The organism is Legionella quateirensis (genome assembly GCF_001467955.1).
In the GTDB taxonomy this organism is placed as follows: Bacteria; Pseudomonadota; Gammaproteobacteria; order Legionellales; family Legionellaceae; genus Legionella; species Legionella quateirensis.
Map to the genome: position 1 here is coordinate 1 of NZ_LNYR01000021.1, position 19,384 is coordinate 19,384.

Sequence of the window (19,384 nt, forward strand, 5' to 3'; positions counted from 1 at the left end):
TTTATTAAGCACTCAAATTTCTTCAAAGCGCCCACACAGTTTGTCTTCTCAATTCTTAATGAACCTGCCCCGAAGGCGTGTTGCGTATTCTACTGATTTCCATATCAGTGTCAAATACTTTTTGCATTTTTTTCTAAAATTCTGCTTTTATTTTATTTGCCATATATAAGGAGTAAGAATTTGATTTTTAGTGTTCAATTGATCAATTCGAAACGACTCAATGACTCCATTTTGCAAAAGGGTTGTATTTCTTAATCGGCAGTTAATCGAATTAAGAGTTTAAGTTGAAGTCACATGAGTGTGCTTAATTCGATTGAACACGCTCATTGCATCAAATCCTGTACCTGTTAATTGATTTCTTATTCTCAATCCTCGTAATCGTCTTTATCCAGACACCACCATGAATTATCTCGTTTGTGAAATCGAACATCCAATCTATTAGCAATTCCTTCTACCATCTTGTAGCACGCCAATACCTTTTCTCCATTTTCTTCGACTTTGAATATCTTTACCAAGTCGAAACGATATATTTTCCATTCATCACCCGGTTCATCCGTATGGCCATGGCATTTTTTTTCGTTACTGTTCGCAATACCGCTATGAAATTTCACTTTGGGAGCCGGATACTGAGTATTTCGATTTTCAATCTCATAGTATAAAGAAAAATGAGTGATGTTTTTAACGCATATGGCCTGTACATGAAATGAGACCATCATACTGCACAGTACAATGAGATATCTGATTTTTGATTCCATTCGTTTAACCACAAGTTATTTGATTTAATACTCACAATACGATTAATCAATTTCTATTACAAGAAGACACCCCGTTCTGGCTGGCCAGGTTGAATGATGTTTCTATCGTTACCCAACACACACTTCTTGTATGTATCCCCCTTTTTTTAAATCAGCTTCTAATAAAATTTGTACCGGGATCTGGCGCTCCCATAGTTTTTTTGTTACTCTTCGCAATTCAACTATGGTGGCTCTATTGGTCCCCTCGCGACGATAGATTGTGAACCCCGTCAGGCCCGGAAGGGAGCAGCGGTAACGATTGATTCGGGCGCCGAGGTGTGGCTCTTAGAGCTGCCACCCAATTTGTGAAAACCTGTATGAGCTATCTGGCACTTGCCCGTAAATGGCGACCACGCACATTTTCCCAACTGGTTGGCCAGGAACATATCAATAAAGCGTTGATTAATGCGCTGAATCAACAGCGATTACATCATGCTTATCTATTCACAGGTACCCGCGGCGTGGGCAAAACCAGTGTTGCCCGAATTTTAGCGAAAGCACTTAACTGTGAAACGGGAATCAGCTCAGAACCCTGTCTTCAATGCGATGCCTGCACTGCTATTGAACAAGGCCGTTTCATCGATCTTATAGAAATTGATGGTGCCTCCAAAACCCGTGTCGAAGATACGCGTGATGTACTTGACAATGTGCAGTATGCACCGACCAACGGTCGCTTTAAAATTTACTTGATTGATGAAGTGCATATGTTGTCCCAACACAGCTTCAATGCACTTTTAAAAACATTGGAAGAACCACCCGCTCATGTAAAATTCATTCTGGCAACAACAGATCCACAAAAATTACCGGTGACAGTGTTATCCCGTTGTTTACAATTTAATTTGAAACACTTGCCAGCAGATCTGATCAGCAAGCATCTTCAACTTATTCTAAAAGACGAAGAATTAAATTATGAAGTTCAAGCCCTGGATATACTTGCCCAGGCAGCTCAAGGCAGTATGCGCGATGCCTTAAGTCTTCTGGATCAAGCTATAACCAGCTGTAATGAACAGCTGCTGGCCAGTGATGTAAAATCAATCCTCGGATACACACAGCAAGATTATGCGGTCAAACTCCTGGATGCTCTGGCAAAACAAAACGGCCCTGCCATGCTGACTTTAAGCCAGCACATTGCAATTGAAGGGGGGCACTTTCAGTATGTTATAGATGAACTACTGAATTACCTCCATCAAATTGCCGTATACCAAAGTATTGGGGACATGAATCCTTTAATAAATCCAACAGATGAAATCAAAAATCTGGCAAAACAATTTTCAAATGAAGACATTCAATTATTCTATCAGATTGGCCTGAAAGGACGAGAAGAAATCCATCTTGCTCCAACATTGGCTATCGGGTTTAACATGACCTTATTACGCATGTTAACCTTTAGGCCGGCTCCTGCCGCAACAATACCCCCGTTAGCCATTCAACAAAGTAATGTGATTGCTCAACCGGCAATGGCGATCCAGGTACCGCAAACAGAACCCGTTCAATCAATTAAAGAAAGTGCCAGTCCTCTTATTGAAAATACACCATCCACCGTAAAACCCGGTGAATTAATCACAGAGCCATCAGTTGAAATAAAACAAACTGAAATAAAACAAACCATTCCCATTGAAGCCCAAAACTGGGCCAGTATTATTCCGGAACTCAAACTGAGCGGTTTTGCACTCAATGCAATCGAAAATGCGGAGTTTGTTGATAAAGACGGGCGTGACATTACCTTGAGGGTAGCTAAAGGGCATGAATCTCTGTTTACTCCAACAACTACCAGCCGAATTGAAGCCGCATTGACCGATTATTATCAAAGTCCAGTTAAAATTATTCTCAATAGCAAAGAATCTGTACAGGCTACGCCAGCGCAGCAAAAAGAAAGAGCAACGCAACAAAAACAGCAAAAAGCAGAGGCTGCACTACATAATGACCCTCTGTTTCAGCAGATTCAACAAGAATTTTCAGCAGAATTGGTCAAAAATTCTATTGTCCCACTCAAAGATGACTTATAATAATATACCTAACCATAAATAAACGAGGCAGTAATGGATATTAATCAAAATCTTGGTAATCTAATGAAAGAAGCGCAAAAAATGCAACAACGCATGCAAGAAGCGCAACAACAACTAAGCCAGTTAGTCGTCAGTGGTGAATCCGGTGGTGGCATGGTTCTTATTAAAATGAATGGTCGACATGATGTAACTGAAGTTAAAATCAAACCCACATTGATGGATGAAGATGTTGAAATGTTGGAAGATTTAGTTGCTGCAGCAGTTAATGATGCAGTGCGTAAAATTGAAAAAGCATCCAAGGAAAAAATCAGCCAATTAACTGCTGGTCTTAATATTCCTACTGATTTAATGGGTGGTGATAAAGGCGATAAAGGGGAATAAGCCTAAATATGGATACTCTAACTCGTCTGGTAGAAGCGCTCCGCTGCCTGCCAGGTGTAGGTCCCAAATCAGCACAACGCATGGTGTTTCACCTGCTTCAAAACCAAAGACAGCGAGGTTTACACCTCGCTTCCTGTCTAGAACACGCCATGAATCATATCAACCATTGTCAACGCTGTAATAATTACACCGAACACACCTTATGCACCTTATGTCAAAATATGAATAGAGATCCGACCTTACTTTGTGTGGTAGAAAGCCCTGCTGATGTTTCCGCCATCGAACAAAGTAATGCCTTTCAAGGTACCTATTTTGTCCTGATGGGAAAAATATCCCCTCTTGATGGTCTTGGTCCTGATGACATCGGTTTGCCCAGACTTAAAAATCTGATCATACAAGAAGGAATAAAAGAAGTAATTATTGCTTTAAGCCCAAGTGTTGAGGGACAAACAACGGTGCATTTTATTCATCAATTATTGCGAAATGAACCAATCAATATCAGCCAACTGGCACATGGTATCCCTTCAGGTGGGGAGTTAGAATTTTTAGATGGCAATACCATAGGCAGTGCCTTAAGAAACCGAGCAACGATTAATGTTTAGTGTAAAAATACACAAGAAGACCCTAAATCAATGCGTCATGATTCTAATCATGGCCATCATAGCCGGATTAGCTCATGCATCCTTCCATAAAAGTCTATGGCCCAAATGGGAGGTTAATAACCCACTCTCAACTGAAACCATATCTCACCAGGCCTGGCAGAATTTCCTGGATAAACACGTCATTACAAATGAAGAACATATTAACCTGATTGATTATGCACATTTAACTCAACAGGATTTGAATTTGCTAAAAAACTATGTAAAAGCAATGTCCCAGATTGACATTGATAATTACAACCGACAAGAACAACTGGCTTATTGGATTAATCTGTATAATGCCCTGACGGTACAAACAGTTGCAAACTATTACCCCATAGCTAACATTCAGGAAATCAATATTTCACCAGGGTTATTCAGCGTAGGCCCCTGGGGAGCGAACCTTCTGACCATAAAAGATACAACATTATCACTGGACGATATAAATAACCGCATTATTCGACCGGTATGGAATGACCCACGGACTCATTATGCACTCAATAACGCAACCATAGGCGCACCCAACTTAAGTAAACAGGCATACCAGGGAGTACGACTGGAACAACAATTAAATGATGCGGCGTCAACCTATATCAACTCACTCAGAGGTGTGCAGGTAATTGAGGGAAAACTGATCATTTCCAAATTGTATGATTGGTATGAAGAGGATTATGGCGGCACAAAGCAGGATGTAATAAGGCATTTATTGCAATTTGCTCATGAGCCATTGCTCAGTCAGTTAAAACACATCAATACTATTGATAGTTATGTTTATAATTGGCATCTTAACTACCCTGCATCACAGACATCATGAGGCACGATCGATCAGCGCTCTCACACTTCGGTCATTTTGCTTTATATAACCTGTGTTTTTTAGGTTTACAGTTAGTTCTTATTTATTCGCAATCGGAAAGTCTCGTTAGCTCAATTAAACTTCCTTTGCAGATATATCTTGAATTTGCAGGAACACTTTGCACTCATATTGTCCTTTATTTAATTCTATCTTTAATCCAGACCTGGTTATTGATGGGGATTTTAAATCGTTCCTGGCATCATTTTTCAGCCGAACAATGGCAACTCTGCATTTGGTCCTTATTTGCTTGCCTCATACTCAGTGCAAATGCCTATTATTTTCCTTTAAGCATGTTCAGCAAACTCTTTTCACCCCCTATACCTGAATTGTACATATTGATTCTGTACCGTCTTTCATTATTGAGTTTAGGCTTGTTATTACTAAACCGTCTGCTCTACCGCAGCAGTGCAGCCCTGTTAGTACTGATGATTCCCATAATCCTATATATGAGTTTCTTTTCTTCCAAATCCATCCCAATTCCTGATATTAATTCACAGCCCAACATCATTATTCTGGGGATAGATTCGTTAAGCCCGGAAAGCGTAAAGAAAAAAAACATGCCATTTCTTTATCAATTATTAAATAACAGCACTCAGTTTACGAATGCAATCAGCCCACTGGCCAGAACCTATCCGGCATGGTGTTCTATCCTGACCGGCTTATATTCAGAACATCACCACGCGGATGAAAATCTGGTTGCAAAGTCCACTGTTAATAATCAGGCAAGCATTATATGGGAGCTGAATAAACTGGGTTATAACACCGTATATGCAACGGATGATCGAAGATTTAACGGTCTCGATCAAGACTTTGGATTTAAAAAATTAATAGGTCCCAAATTAGGTGTCAACGACATTATTTTAGGATCGTTCAATGATTTACCCCTGGGAAATTTACTCATTAATTTTCAGATCAGTTCCTGGTTGTTTCCCTATAATTATTCAAACCGAGCCAGTTTTTTTTCTTATTATCCCAATACGTTCAGTGCCAAACTGGAACGGGAATTGGCAGATCAACCAAGGAATAAACCGATCTTTCTAGCAGTACATTTCGCCCTTCCGCATTGGCCTTATGCTTGGGCAAAATCATTACCTGATGAAGTAAATAATGAGTTTAGTCTCAGCAAGCGTGACTCCCTCTATCAAAGCGCACTCAAACGAGTAGACAAACAATTCCATTCCTTTTATAACTATCTGGAACAAAATCATTATTTCACGAACAGCCTGGTCATTATCCTGAGTGATCATGGGGAAGCCTTATACTATCCGAATTCAAGACTCACCAATTACCAGAATTATCAAAGTTCTTTAAGCAGCCGACTGGCGGAGTATTTTAAAAATAAAACAGCAACAGATTTGGATAAAAGCGCGGGGCATGGGTCAGATATTTTAAGCCCCAAACAATATCACAGTGTATTGGCATTCAAGATTTTTAACCATGGAACACTGATTACCGGAACAGATAAAATCAAAACACGAGTGGCTTTAATTGATCTTGCTCCAACCATACTCTCGTTCTTGCATTTAGGCTCGAAACACAATATGGACGGTATTTCATTACTGAATTCCGTGCTGAATTCAAAATCACCTTTACCACAACGTACATTTTTTATTGAAAGTGGCATGTACCCCAATCAGGATTTCTCCAAAGAAAAAGCCATAGAAATTGGGCATAAGATTTATAATGTAAACCCAAAGACAGGGGAACTGGAATTAAAACCTAATGAATTAATCAAAATAAATCATGATAAACTGTATGGCGTAATCAGGGGCAATTGGATACTGGCTCTGTATCCGGATGATAATTCTTACATCCCTGTTATTCAAAATCTGAAGACTGGACAATGGATTGATAATTTGGATAGTGATTTTGCCAAATCCACACCAGCGGCACAATTAGCCAAAGATCTGCAAAACTTTTATGGAAAAAAACTCGCATTTCCTATTCCATAAAGTAATCACACCTAATTATGATCCTCAATATAGCCAAATAACTTCTCTACCGAATCACTAATAGTAATTGGCTCTCGACCATAAATTGCAATGAGCCGGAATACTGCATCGCGGTTACGGCGCCGTGCCTGAACGTATTGTTTTTCCAAATCATAAACATAAGGCTCCGTGGTCACATGTCTGTTTTTTAATTCCACACGCAACGCTTCCATGACACATTGCAAGGCATGAAAAACACTAGTTACTGCATTTTTTTCTGATTTGCTCAACGGAGGTAACCAATCCAGGATCTTATCCTGTACTATGGTAAACAGAGTATACAGTAAATAGCGACTGTCTTTATTTGCAAAATACCCATATAAATCAAGGCACTCTGTAGTTGTTAACTGACGATATAAAATTAACATTTCTTGATGAAATAGAGCAATCCTATCATCATCAGATATCGAATCTTTAACTAAACGTTGTTGTAATACCATTACTGCATCAATTAATCGATTCGGATTAAACCAGAATTTATAAGCTCTACCCAAATCATGTAATCGCTCACTAGTGACCTGTTCTTCATTTTCAGGAGTAAATTTTACTTTTAGATTTTTAACGGCCAATTGAATAATTTCTCTAAATTCGTCATCAACCTCTATCAAAATTCCTTGAGGAAGATCTTCTCCATGAAATAACAAATCAACTCCGGATTTTAGTCCTTGTTGCAAAGATACTTGATATAATTGCTGCTGTAATAACTCTATGAATTCATGTAAAAATCCTAATCGCATACGAACCGATACCAGTTTTTCGGGATGAATCAATTCATTAAATAACTTGTCCGGATACAACTTATAGAAAAATATCGCGTTAACCAAATTAACCAAGTGCGGCTCAGAAAAAAAATCAAGTGCCAATTGCAGCTCATCATGATGCCAATCACGAAATAAAACAGACAGTTCTTCATCCTGACGCGTACTGTGATTCCAGTATGCAACCAATGCAGACAACCATAATTTAAGATTAGTATGATGAAATAATTGTTTCAGTTCGTCACAACATCCACTGTACTCAATAAGTTTTCTGCTTGCGACGGTAGAAGATGAACCCGTTGAATGGGCACACTGATGATACAGGGATGCAATCTCAGCAATCAGTCTGGACTCTTCTTCCTGATCAGCAATTTTGGATAACCGTTGTTTTAATTGAGAAATAATCGAGAATTGTTCCAGCAAGTTGATTGTTTTAGTTTCATCGTTGGTGTTTTGAACAATAAAATCCGAATCAGGATCTACGAGTTTTAAATAATCCAAATATCGTTGAGCCAAATGAGCACATAATGTATTTATTTCTTCGTGACAATAATCCTGTTCACTGTGAACATCCAGATATTTATGTAGACGGCTTTCCAAATGTTTCAGTTCATATTTGAGTTGAGCTTTGGCTCGATAATCGTCCGTAAGTAACCAATGCGATAAACCAGGTGTATTTTGAGTCATCCATTTCTCCTCAAGCATCATCCTGAAGCTCGAACTTTAACAATAGCACTGAAATTAAAAATATGTAACTCCCTGAATTGTGAGAATGACCATTTATATCGGTTTTCTTGAAGTAAAAAGCAAATGACTGAATTAAAATGAACTATTCTTAATAAATGCATAAAATTAATTGCAAGAAGAAGATTATCTTGTCAAAATTAGAGCATTATTTTTTTAACCTTCAGGAGCAAATTGATGTCGCAGAGCCACTATTTGCTCGTTATTGACACAACACCAGTCAGTGATGAGCTGAAGGATTATTTTGCAAAGTTTAATCTGGATATAGTACAACAAAAAAACCTTTATCCCATTCATCTTGAACAGGGAATGCCAACAGCCATTTTAATTCATTGGTCTATTTTAAAAAATGAACCAGAAACCATAAGACAATTTTATAACAACTACCCCGTTCCGATCATTATCATAAGCGACTCCCGGGATGAGGAAGTCAGCATTGCCATGCTTGAAGCAGGTGCCGATGATTTCATGACGAAACCTCTTTATCCTCGCGAACTTCATGCACGAATAGGAGCTATTGCCCGTCGAGTCATACGCGCTCAGCAAAAAATTGCGCATGGAAAAGATGTTTTAATGTTTACGAACTGGCGTCTTTATCCAGCATCCAGACAAGTATTTGGTGAAAATAATCAGGAATTACAATTAAGCGCCGGTGAGTATGACTTGCTCTTAACCTTCGTTCAGCAACCGCAACGGGTTTTGGACCGAGAATTTTTACTTCAAATCACCAAAAATACGGACCTGACCCCATTTGATAGAAGAATTGATGTACAGATCAGTCGATTACGCCAAAAAATAGAAGTCGATGCAAAAAAACCCGCTTTGATTAAAACCATTCGCAACGGCGGTTATATGTTCACTCCACGAGTTGTAACGCTTAAAGAAAGTGATGCCGAGTAAATTAATTTCATTTGTGATATAATTTGCGTAGTTGTTACCGATTAATGTAAGAGAGCGATGATGTCACACATTCTTGAAATGAACCTATATGACGTTGAATGTACTCCCCATAAAGACCCAACTTCGCTGTAATTCCTGTGAATTTACATTCCTTACAGTGAAGATGAATATCCCTTCTCTTCTGTAAGTAGTGTAGATTATTACCAGGTTATGAAGTCAATAACTTGAATCCCTATACTAATTTATTTACCCAATTATCATGCTTCCCATAAAAATGAATCCCATAAAAACGAATCCTTGGTTAGAACCCATTAACTCAAAATACGATATTAATTGTCCGGTTACTGAATGGAACGAGCATCTTTTACCTGATTGGCTATTTTACGTACCCAAAACAAAAGACTCTTTTATTTCTCCTGCCGCCCAATTCAAACCCGTTGCGGCACTTAATGGCTCTCCATGGCAATCGACTACTTCGCCAAAGCTGCAGAAACAGGCAAAAACGCTGATTATTGATACCCATTTTTATATAAACGGTTTGCAAGAACATGATTTAATTGCCCAGATTGAATGGTTTAAACGCCAGGAGATTCATATCTATTTGTGCATAGAACGAGAGGGAAGAAAATCACTGGTTTCCTGTAATGAACCGGATCACAATTTTGAAGAGGACATTGACTTCCTTGGTCAATTCGATGAATCAACAGATTATGAACAACTGACGGCTGGCAAAAATCTTGTCCGAGATAAAACGGTGGTACTGAATAATGAGCGAAGTCAAGACCTTTTTGCGTGCATGCATCAGCAAAAAAGACACCTTGTCTCAAAAAATTATGGGGCTAATGAAGATTCCGCTTCATCCAATCCAGAATACAGATTTTACGATGCGTCACCTTACTCCATTCATATACCCTATGCGATTACCGCACAAAATCAAGTGATGAAAGCAGCAGATTATCCCATTTGTATGAACCCACAGATGGAGTGTTCCAATGGAACTGATTTAATCGATAAACTAATACAATACCCCTATCTCGCTCTTCAACTGCTTGAGCAGAATATAAATCTGATCACCCATGAACTGGTTTCAGTGTTCTATCACAAGCTCCCGGAATTAAGAACTACCATTATCCCCTTTTGTTATGATCTTATTGGTCAATCACCAACAACAAATATGGATTATTACATCCTTTTAAAAAATAAACTGAATGTGCACCAATTACCCTTAGAACAGTTCAGGTTACAAACAGCCTCTGATTTAACCCGTTTACAATTGGCTTATCCAAATCTTGAAGAGCGATTAGATATCCTGCTTAACTTAGTTGATGCTAGAGAATTAGACGCTAGTGAATTAGTTGAGGTGTTTCCACATAAGGCTCATGCAATTTTCAGACATTCTCCACCGAGGAGATTGTATCAACTGTCAGCGTATATTAATGCCGTTCCTGAAGATGCTGACAGTATTATTCAACATCATGAAATGCTTATATTATATGAAATGAACCCACAATCGTTCACATTCTCCGCACCTGATTTTTGGATTATCTTTCAGAATGCCAAAAGTACTAAAGCACAGTTAAATGAGTTAGTAGAGCCTTATCTAAGTACCATTGAATTTTTAATAAACTATCTGGCTTGTGAGCCTCCTGAATTTGAGTTTTTTTTTGAAAATATCCCCCTGTTAAATCAATTAAACAAAAATCAATTTATAGCTATTCTTCGAAGAAATCCAAAAATGGCTTCTTATCTTCTTAAATATCTAAACACTCAACTCACTTTTTTTGATATTGAACGTTTAACCTATCAGGAATTGAAACGCAGCCTTTATGATGTATTTCAACCTCAGGTTCGTTACTCTTCAGATGTGATAACTTTATTGTCACTGTATCCAGAACAATACGATCAAATAATTGAAGAATACAAAATAGTGTTAGAAGACTCGCGCACATTATTGTACGTTAATACATTACCCCCGGAAGTCGCATTAAAATTAATGAAACTCTATCCTAATAAAGCTAAATTTAGAGAGGCTCCTCCTCGTTTCACCAATCCTGATTGGCAAAAGCCTCAATTTATTGCCCATATGCTGAAGCAATTAGACAAAAATGACTCTGCTGTAAATTCATTAGTATTATTTTACAACCAACTCGCTTATCTTTGCCATGATTTAGCAGACCAGATTATTGCGGAGCAGATTCCTGTTATTACAAAGGAACAACAGTTGAGTGGTTTTATTTCCCAAAGAGGAGGAAAGAATAGTGCAATATTTGAAAACCACGATAGTTTAAACATGAATCGAGTGAACTATACCGATATGCAAATGCTTCTTTATACTCCTGCATTTTCACATCCTGAACGAGTACCTCAATACAACGAATGTACTGCATTAAATATAGGTATGTTGGAGGATACCCTGGAAATTAATTTCAGAAATTTCCCGAATTTAATTTCCTTAAAGATAAATCTTTGTACTGCCAGTCCACTTAAAATCCAACAGTTCTTTGATGATCTCAGTCAATATTGTCCCAAATTAACTCATTTAAGTGTACCTGAATCATTAATGAACCAATCATGTCATCTTCCTTATAAAATTAATTACAAAAAAGAAATAAAGCTAAAAAAATCACATACACCCAAACTCGAATTATCCCATAATCTAATGAGTTTAACTGGAGAATCATCAGATCAGGGAGCAGCTTCACCGTTCAGATCCTCGTCATCACTATTTGTAGCGAATAACGCTTTACCCAACTCAACCCTATCATCCAATAGTAGTAATTCTTTCAACATGGTAAAAACCGGTGAATTACTCAATGGGCGAGGAACAAAACCGCATCGCATGCGGACAGGTATTATTGAGCTTAATGAAGATTTGAGTAGCCAGCACTATCAAATCCCTGAACTGTATTCATTGCCACTGCCTCAACAATTAACTCCTGAATTAATTAATGAATGCAGATTGAGGCAAGATGGTTTTTACTATCATCTGACTCTACAGATAGCTGCCAATCAACCCGTTCGTCTACTCTCGGCAGACGCACAAGATGATCTAATCGCCCTTGATTCCCAAGGTGTCGAAATAGAACTCATGAGGGGTTCTGATGATTTTTATTATGTAAAAACGGATAGAGAATGCACGCTAAGCTATGTAATAAAAGCCCCTGAGCCACAAAATACAATGAATTATGGATGTCTAAACACAAATGATCCCATTAAAGAGATTCTGGATAACTACCTGAATTTGCCAAATTATACCCCTGAAAGTAAAGAATCCATATCAAAGCTCATTACAGAAACGTTTCCTGAATGGTTTGAACGCCTCTATAAAGCTGGGCAGGGTAGCGGTCAAGAGCGGTGTTATGCGGTGTGGTTTCAAATAGCTAAAAATCCCGCAACCAAAGATCGGGCTCGACTAGTGGATATTGATAATAACCACATACGACTGGAAATCAGGGATCTTGAAGGACGCTGGTTACAAATCGACTTAGGCGGGATCCAGTCTCATCGGAGTTATGACAATCGTCATTCCTATAAAGCGCAACCCAGTTCATCTGCTCAAAATAGTCAGAACATTTCATCTTCAAATAATAATCAGATACCTAATGCCCAAGCAAGCTCATCGGGTTCCAATCCCTGCGCACCGAATCAATTCCGCATTAATGGGTTTAAAGAAGATTCGAATTCTACCAGTACTTTTCAACAACTGGAGACTCTTATAAGCAACCATCAAACACCCAAAATAGTGAACCATTTGGAACAGGTATTTGACTACACACAGTTCCCGGTACTATTGATTCATCAAAACAGAGAGCTTTGTGCGCAACAATTTTTACATCAGGCAAAATCACATAACCGACCGGTATTTTTTTTACATGACCCGAATCAAATTAAAGTGGGTAAAGACCAGATTCATCTTGAATCCAATGCACCGACTATATCAACGATTGATGCCCTTGATCTGTTCAAAAAAGAAATTCGCGGAAATCCTGATGCGATGATACTAATCGACTGGGCAGCATTCAGTCCGCAACAACAAGTAGCGCTTAATAGTATTATTGATAAGAAACACAGTTTATATAACAAAAAATTAAACTTTAAAATTTACAGTCTGTGCCCTGAATTATCTAATGACAGTTCCTTTGTATCAAGGCATCCGCATTTAATAAAACCAGTACTGCCAGTGCCTGAACGCCCGATAGATCAGGCTGCTCGACATTATAACGTTGATTTAAAAGGCTTACCTGATTGGCAAGAAACCTTATTTGGCCCGATATTATTAAATAACAATCAATTAGAATGGCATAAATCTGAATTTGTTTTAGCTTTAGAAGATAATAATCCTCAAACGTTATTGATTAATCTGAGTAATATTCCTGTAGACGCTAAACAGCAACTGAATACTTTATTACAGAGAGCCAAAGCCCAAGGTTACCTCGAATATCACCATGCCAAAATACCCGTACCGAAACAGGTCCAGTTTCAATTAGAAAGTACTGAATTTAATTTTAAAAAGTTTCAACCGGTAGATTTGATAAGGAAAATCAATAGTACGCAATTACCACCAGAATGTCAGGTAATCAACACAGAACTCTTTGATTTTTTATTAACCAATAAAAAAATTGATCAAGGCCAATACCAAATAATACCGGGTTGGTTAGAACAAGCTAAAGGGAACAGACTGAGTCTGTTTATTACGTCAGAGTTATCTGATAATCAATGGTACTGTTTATTAGAACGTGCTCAATTTTATCAGGTTGAATTAACCTTGTTTTGTGCCAAAGGGGTTGTTATACCTAATAAAATAATAGTAAATCAAAAACCGAAACCCGAACCGATTAGGGGCGACTCCATTGATGAGCCGTTAGTTTATTTAAGCAGCCAACCCCAAAAATGCAAGACAGCAGACGAAAATACCTTGTGTTTTGCAATTGAAGATTATAATTATCAAGACCTGATGACCTGCGTTAGCTATCACTATCAGAATAATCAGTTTACTGATTTTAATGAACAGACAAGCGATGTCCTCAAGGCCCTGAAACAAGGTAAAACTGTAGTACTTTATGGAGAGTTCTCGACCGCATTACTGCATGCCTTACAACCGATTATCTTATCGCAAGCATCTCAAAACGATAAACCATGGCCAGGTCAACTGATTCTATCAATAGATAAAAAATGCCGTCCTGATCTGCGTTTTTTACCGAAACATAGGGTTAAATCAATCGAATTTACAGCTAAAAATGAACAGAAACCGAACGTCATCTATAAAGAACTCACTGATGCCAGTATGGACTTAAGTGATTCAACACAAAAAGCAGAGCGTTATTTGTTTGATCGTTTGGCGGTTCTAATTGATGCCATAAATAATCATCCCATTATAGCGATGATAGGAAAAACAGGGGTAGGGAAAACCTTTTTAATCAGGGAACTCAAAAGAAAGTACCCGGAACACTACACGATCTATCATGAGTTGGAACATTTTGAAGAATTTGCTTTGGATGACAGTGATAAAATCAAAGTACTGTTTTTAGATGAAGTGAACATTGCCAACAAGCACTTAACCATGCTTGAACCTTTAAAAGATGGAGGAAATCCTCGCGTTCTCTATAAAGGTCGTATTTATCAACTCACCGACAAACACCGGATTGTTTGCGCATCCAATGCTCTGAATTATGGCGGAGGGAGAGTGAAGCAAAAACTGTTTGCAGAACAGGACATCCCTGAGCTTCATTTAGAAGAAATGCCAGCCTATTTTATATACGAACAGCTGTTAAAACCGATATATCGCACGATGGCACCGTATATAAAAGAACAGGATTTTAAAAATAAATGCCTGCATTTTTTAACTCAGTACAAACAAAGCCGACTCAATCAGGAACATAAAATCTGCGTCCGTAATTTACAGGAATGGGTCGTTACTTTTGCTATGCAGCTATTGAAACACCAACCAGAAACCTTTCTTAAGAAAAGGAAGATTGATGTTGATAACCATGTTACTGATATTGTCATTACGGACTCAATGAGTTCTATACATAAAAACTTGCGTCGTAGCATTGAAATTCGGAAACAAAGATATCTTGAGCGAAGAGACTGTGTTTGGGGGTTGAATGGATGTTTAATTGAAGGCCGTCCTGGCATGGGAAAAACGGAATTAATCCGATATCGTCTTGCCAAATCGGGATATACACAAATCAAACCAGGAGAGGATGCGCCAAAAAACACATTAACTTATATCAAAATTGATGCCAGCCTCCCTGATGAATTAAATAAGACCTATATTCGTAAAGCATTCAATCAAGGCCAAATCGTCTGGCTTGATGAAGTAAACAGTGTGCTTGATGATGGATTTGAGCATTGGATGAATGCTTTTCTATCTGGATTTGATCCAGATACCCACCATAAAGCTCAAATTCCAGGGTTCATGCTACTGGTAACAGCTAATGGCATTGGCATGGAGGGACGCAGCTTAATTGGACCAGCTTTTAGAGGTCGCTTAACTCAGTTAACCATGCCAGAACCTACTGGCAAAGATCTCGATATGATTATTGAAAATAAACTTGCCGATCAATTAGAAGAAACACAACGCCACACTATGGCACAAGAACTGGTTCAATTAATGGAAAAAAATAAAAATCTCACATTACGCGAGATTACACCTAAACTTAAATTAATATCCCAAATTTATATGGATATTCCTAGAGTAGAAAATGTGCTTAACATAATATGAGCGAGTTCTTGTATGGTGAAACAAATACTCTTAATCGCAGGTATTATTTTTGGATGCGTACTTTTATTAATGTATGTCTTTCAAAGGAATTTAATTTATTTTCCTGATAGACACATTCCCAATTTACAAAAATTCCATGCCCAGGACATGGTTGTAGTCACGATACATACCGCAGATAATCTGAAATTAAAATCCTGGTACAAACCGGCAAACAAAAATCAACCTACGATACTGTATTTACATGGAAACGCAGGCCATATTGGTTATAGGATGCCCCTGGCTCGCCAATTTCTTGATTCAGGTATAGGCCTGCTTTTATTGGAATACCGTGGTTATGGCGGCAATATTGGTAGTCCGACTGAACAGGGGTTTTATAAGGATGGGGAGGCCGCGGTACAGTATTTACTAAAACAAGGGATTGCTCCCCAAAAAATCGTTTTGTTTGGTGAGTCTTTAGGTACTGGAGTTGCCACTAAATTAGCAAATCAGCATCAATTTTGCGCCATTATTCTCCAATCGCCTTTTACTTCCCTTGTACAATTGTCTCGTTACCATTATCCATGGTTATTCATTAGTCCCTGGGATAAATACAACTCGTTAAAATGTATCGCAACAATTAATGCTCCATTGCTTGTCTTACACGGAACCAAGGATCAGATTGTACCTTATTCTGAAGGGTTACAACTTTTTAATGAAGCGCTTGAGCCTAAAGAAATGCAAACGATTCAGGGCTATGATCATAATAATTTATGGAGCAGTCCGGGTTTTTCAAAGGAAATAATTCATTTTATTCACGAGTATTGTCACCAGAACCTAGAGTGAACTGATTGAAATACAATCAGCGTGCCTTATAGCCGCATCTTCAGGGACGTAACCAAAATTCTTGATTTCTCTTAACAATCTTTATCTGTAATAAACCACTTCGAAATAGTCTTTAACGGGAATGAATGGAACTCACACCAGCGTTGAATGATATGACGATCCAATTCTAATGGAACTGCGTGAACCCCATCCGACATTTTATTTTGCAGAAGCATTAGAGAGGCATAGTTATGAATATAAAACTCGGGATCAATGTATTTCATAGGCGTCGGATCTTTGAGAATAAAATTCACCGGTTGTTTATTATTCAATACGTCCTCAGCACTAAATTGCTCTCCATACTCGTCATAAATCCCCATATTGGCTAATATTTTTCCTGAAAACCATTCAAGGGGATAATCATTTAAAATAGACTTTTTCCCTGTAGCTGTAACGATAATATCCGCAGAGAGTACGGCTTCTTTCAAAGCCATGATATTAATCGGATCTATCGCAGAGATACCCAAGCCCTGAGCCGCATCTCGTTGCTTGGCATCCAGGTCAACCACAGTTACTGATGCGTTATTCTGAACACAAAAATAGGCCAATCCCCTGCCAATTTTCCCAAAACCAAAAATTAACCAGGATTGTTCGGCTGGATTAATTTTTTTTTCTTGGGCAATGGCCAAATTAATGCTTTCTGCACATCCAAACACTGTTTCAAGTTGTTTTGTCAAAGTAGGATCGATACTGATTACGGGAAAATCAAGAGACTGGCTGCGATAAAACTGATCACCGGATCCAGTTAACTCTATGGCGCCTATATCAGGTTTCCCCAAAGCCTGATAAAGCTCTGCTCCACAATCAAAATAAAGATCAAAATGCTCTCCTCGCAAGCTATTAATATCGTCTACGTAACGAACTCCTGCTAAACCCAAAGAAGAAACAACATCTTGATCGGCAGTCATGAAAGAGGAAGGATTAGTCACCGTAACTTCAGCACCGGCTGCGAGCAAACACCCTATTTTCAATACCGTATTAGAGACAACAGGGACGTGATGAACTACGTTCAATCCATTCAAAGGACGGGTTGATTCCCACAGTTCAAGTTGTTCATACATAAAAGGAGCGATTATTTGAGGATAATCGAGAAAATATTTTGCGAGTATGGGATGCATACGTTTAAGCATTATCAAAGGATAAGTTGTCCTATAGTAATTAATTCATTCTCCCCTTACAACCGTACAAAATAATAATACGTTTTATTTGTGTAAAGGAGAGACAACCGGACGTCTCTTCTGAAGCGTTTTAAAACGATTTGCTTTACTATAGGAAAAAAACTGGTTCCGTCTTTGCTCAAGGCGATCCTCATAAGTGGGTAAATGTTTAACACTCTTTCGCTTATTAATCTCGAAATTCAAAGAAATATTAGGAGCAAAAATAGTTCGGACAGTGTCAACCACGGGTACCGGTTTAGACCCTCTATAGCTCCACTGTTTGCCCTGTTCATCTAGTGCGGTTATTGAACCATCATAATATTTAATTGTTCCTGTAGTTCCGAGCACTTTAGCCTGAAATTGATCCGCAATGCTCTTATTTTTTTGATGATTTCCACAACAATAAAGGTGCGTACTGATAATTTGAGATGAGTAGTATAAAAAATCCTGATTAAAACGATCAGCAACAGTCTGGATGTCAATAAAATCTGCCTTTGAATAATCAACATGATTACCAAAAAACATAAAGGAAGGATCTTCAGATCCATGAATGCAAATAAACACTTCGAACGTAACATTCCTTAGAGCTTTACCTGCATCTTCATTAAAATACATTATTTGTATTGGACTATTATAATTTTTCAGGTGATTTTCTTTCCAAATATCAACTAGTTTGGTTAAATCACCTGCGTTTTCGCGGGGATAGGGAACGTATAAAACCTTCATATATAAAACAACAAAACAAAATGCATATTTTATACACAATTGCTTAACGAAATATTAATTTAACCCCAACAATGGTTAACCAACGACAAAATCCTCACCTACCCCCGGTATTCTTGTCCATTCACAAACGGCACCATGATAACTTAAAGCGGTAATATCCGGTTGCGCAGGACCCTTTGCAGTAATAACAAAAACACAAGCTCTGGATTCAAAAGCTGGGTCCTGTCTTACAGCAGTCAGGGTATATGCTATGTCAAAATCAGCGTCTCTGGAAAAACCAAAACCATAGATAAAGGTTGACTCTGGACTAAGTAGTGCACTATTTATTGAATTGCACACTGAATCAGAAAAAGAACCCTCCTGACTTATCGTTCGCAAAGTAATATTCCATTGTCCTTCTTTGGAATTCACGTTATGCCAGGTATGAATACCGTTACAGTAGGGCGTCGCACCAGTTTGCCCTGCAAATAGAAACATAAGTGAAACGAGTATCTTTTTCATCCTTTATTCCCTAATAAAAAGTTTCATATGATGTTCGAGGCGAACACTATAAGTCCAAAATAATGTTTAATGCAATGCATGTTTAGCTCTTTGCTGATTTCTGCGAACAATCACTGAGAGTTCCTCAGGAAATAAGGTCACGTCTCAACAGCCATTGGGAACATCATCCCAACTGCAAGGAGTGTTCTCCTGCATGTGGCGCTGTGCCTGCATTTGGAGTTCCTTCACTGCGTTCAGGATGACGCATTGTTCTCGGATTATCCGCATAATCGTCATCCCGAATGCAATGAGGGATCTCCTGAACGTGGCATTGTGCCTGCATTTGGAGTTCCTTCATGCGTTCAGGATGA

At 38.4% G+C, this 19,384-nt stretch carries 14 protein-coding genes and 1 other RNA gene; 9 read left to right on the plus strand and 6 right to left on the minus strand.

All coding sequences use genetic code 11. The features are described 5' to 3' along the window. Window positions 1–365: 365 nt before the first annotated feature. Window positions 366–755, minus strand: coding sequence for a hypothetical protein (locus tag Lqua_RS08120; protein WP_133141124.1), 390 nt, complete (start codon window positions 753–755; stop codon window positions 366–368). A 233-nt stretch (window positions 756–988) separates the two neighbouring features. Here Lqua_RS08120 and ffs point away from each other — a divergent pair. The 6 genes from ffs to Lqua_RS08145 all read left to right on the plus strand — a co-directional run bounded on the left by ffs (window position 989) and on the right by Lqua_RS08145 (window position 6,624). Continuing rightward, an RNA gene (gene ffs / locus Lqua_RS17715) (signal recognition particle sRNA small type) lies at window positions 989–1,085 on the plus strand. A 26-nt stretch (window positions 1,086–1,111) separates the two neighbouring features. Beyond that, on the plus strand, window positions 1,112–2,800 hold the full coding sequence (dnaX, locus tag Lqua_RS08125; RefSeq protein WP_058473951.1) for a DNA polymerase III subunit gamma/tau: 1,689 nt from the start codon (window positions 1,112–1,114) through the stop codon (window positions 2,798–2,800). Between the two features lie 33 nt (window positions 2,801–2,833). Continuing rightward, a complete protein-coding gene (locus tag Lqua_RS08130) occupies window positions 2,834–3,181 on the plus strand; it encodes a YbaB/EbfC family nucleoid-associated protein (protein ID WP_058473788.1) in 348 nt (115 codons plus the stop codon). Window positions 3,182–3,189: 8 nt separating this feature from the next. Then, window positions 3,190–3,783 carry a recombination mediator RecR gene (gene recR, locus Lqua_RS08135; protein ID WP_058473789.1) on the plus strand — a complete coding sequence of 198 codons (594 nt, stop codon included), beginning with the start codon at window positions 3,190–3,192 and terminating at the stop codon, window positions 3,781–3,783. Between the two features lie 49 nt (window positions 3,784–3,832). Continuing rightward, window positions 3,833–4,633: a DUF547 domain-containing protein gene (locus Lqua_RS08140; protein WP_115148791.1), complete on the plus strand. Its 801-nt coding sequence runs from the start codon at window positions 3,833–3,835 to the stop codon at window positions 4,631–4,633. Next, a complete protein-coding gene (locus tag Lqua_RS08145; RefSeq protein WP_058473791.1) occupies window positions 4,630–6,624 on the plus strand; it encodes a sulfatase-like hydrolase/transferase in 1,995 nt (664 codons plus the stop codon). The genes Lqua_RS08140 and Lqua_RS08145 overlap by 4 nt, the downstream gene beginning before the upstream one ends. Before the next feature lie 11 nt (window positions 6,625–6,635). Here Lqua_RS08145 and Lqua_RS08150 read toward each other — a convergent pair whose 3' ends face one another. Then, window positions 6,636–8,108: a hypothetical protein gene (locus tag Lqua_RS08150; RefSeq protein WP_058473792.1), complete on the minus strand. Its 1,473-nt coding sequence runs from the start codon at window positions 8,106–8,108 to the stop codon at window positions 6,636–6,638. Window positions 8,109–8,342: 234 nt separating this feature from the next. On the opposite strand from Lqua_RS08150, the gene Lqua_RS08155 reads away from it, so the two are divergent. From Lqua_RS08155 to Lqua_RS08165, 3 genes are all read left to right on the plus strand, one after another. Beyond that, on the plus strand, window positions 8,343–9,065 hold the full coding sequence (locus Lqua_RS08155) for a winged helix-turn-helix domain-containing protein (protein ID WP_058473793.1): 723 nt from the start codon (window positions 8,343–8,345) through the stop codon (window positions 9,063–9,065). A gap of 274 nt (window positions 9,066–9,339) precedes the next feature. After that, window positions 9,340–15,789, plus strand: a complete 6,450-nt coding sequence (locus tag Lqua_RS08160; protein WP_133141123.1) for a P-loop NTPase family protein — start codon at window positions 9,340–9,342, stop codon at window positions 15,787–15,789. Window positions 15,790–15,801: 12 nt separating this feature from the next. Continuing rightward, complete coding sequence (locus Lqua_RS08165) at window positions 15,802–16,611, plus strand: alpha/beta hydrolase (protein ID WP_058473795.1); 810 nt, start codon at window positions 15,802–15,804, stop codon at window positions 16,609–16,611. Between the two features lie 71 nt (window positions 16,612–16,682). Here the strand turns inward: Lqua_RS08165 and Lqua_RS08170 are convergent, their stop codons facing one another. The 4 genes from Lqua_RS08170 to Lqua_RS08185 form a co-directional block, all read right to left on the minus strand. Then, on the minus strand, window positions 16,683–17,768 hold the full coding sequence (locus Lqua_RS08170) for an NAD-binding protein (protein WP_058473952.1): 1,086 nt from the start codon (window positions 17,766–17,768) through the stop codon (window positions 16,683–16,685). A gap of 84 nt (window positions 17,769–17,852) precedes the next feature. Then, window positions 17,853–18,533 (minus strand): hypothetical protein, encoded by a 681-nt coding sequence (locus Lqua_RS08175; protein ID WP_058473796.1) that lies wholly within the window; start codon window positions 18,531–18,533, stop codon window positions 17,853–17,855. Window positions 18,534–18,608: 75 nt separating this feature from the next. Then, a complete protein-coding gene (locus tag Lqua_RS08180; protein WP_058473797.1) occupies window positions 18,609–19,034 on the minus strand; it encodes a hypothetical protein in 426 nt (141 codons plus the stop codon). 163 nt (window positions 19,035–19,197) lie between these two features. Continuing rightward, on the minus strand, window positions 19,198–19,384 hold a 187-nt coding region (locus Lqua_RS08185), incomplete at its 5' end, for a hypothetical protein (protein WP_238585552.1).

Bases quoted from the DNA above. Each gene is read 5' to 3' on its own strand.
- Lqua_RS08120 (WP_133141124.1), bottom strand. From the start codon at position 755: ATGGAATCAAAAATCAGATATCTCATTGTACTGTGCAGTATGATGGTC.
- dnaX (WP_058473951.1), top strand. From the start codon at position 1,112: ATGAGCTATCTGGCACTTGCCCGTAAATGGCGACCACGCACATTTTCC.
- Lqua_RS08130 (WP_058473788.1), top strand. From the start codon at position 2,834: ATGGATATTAATCAAAATCTTGGTAATCTAATGAAAGAAGCGCAAAAA.
- recR (WP_058473789.1), top strand. From the start codon at position 3,190: ATGGATACTCTAACTCGTCTGGTAGAAGCGCTCCGCTGCCTGCCAGGT.
- Lqua_RS08140 (WP_115148791.1), top strand. From the start codon at position 3,833: ATGGCCATCATAGCCGGATTAGCTCATGCATCCTTCCATAAAAGTCTA.
- Lqua_RS08145 (WP_058473791.1), top strand. From the start codon at position 4,630: ATGAGGCACGATCGATCAGCGCTCTCACACTTCGGTCATTTTGCTTTA.
- Lqua_RS08150 (WP_058473792.1), bottom strand. From the start codon at position 8,108: ATGACTCAAAATACACCTGGTTTATCGCATTGGTTACTTACGGACGAT.
- Lqua_RS08155 (WP_058473793.1), top strand. From the start codon at position 8,343: ATGTCGCAGAGCCACTATTTGCTCGTTATTGACACAACACCAGTCAGT.
- Lqua_RS08160 (WP_133141123.1), top strand. From the start codon at position 9,340: ATGAATCCCATAAAAACGAATCCTTGGTTAGAACCCATTAACTCAAAA.
- Lqua_RS08165 (WP_058473795.1), top strand. From the start codon at position 15,802: ATGGTGAAACAAATACTCTTAATCGCAGGTATTATTTTTGGATGCGTA.
- Lqua_RS08170 (WP_058473952.1), bottom strand. From the start codon at position 17,768: ATGCATCCCATACTCGCAAAATATTTTCTCGATTATCCTCAAATAATC.
- Lqua_RS08175 (WP_058473796.1), bottom strand. From the start codon at position 18,533: ATGAAGGTTTTATACGTTCCCTATCCCCGCGAAAACGCAGGTGATTTA.
- Lqua_RS08180 (WP_058473797.1), bottom strand. From the start codon at position 19,034: ATGAAAAAGATACTCGTTTCACTTATGTTTCTATTTGCAGGGCAAACT.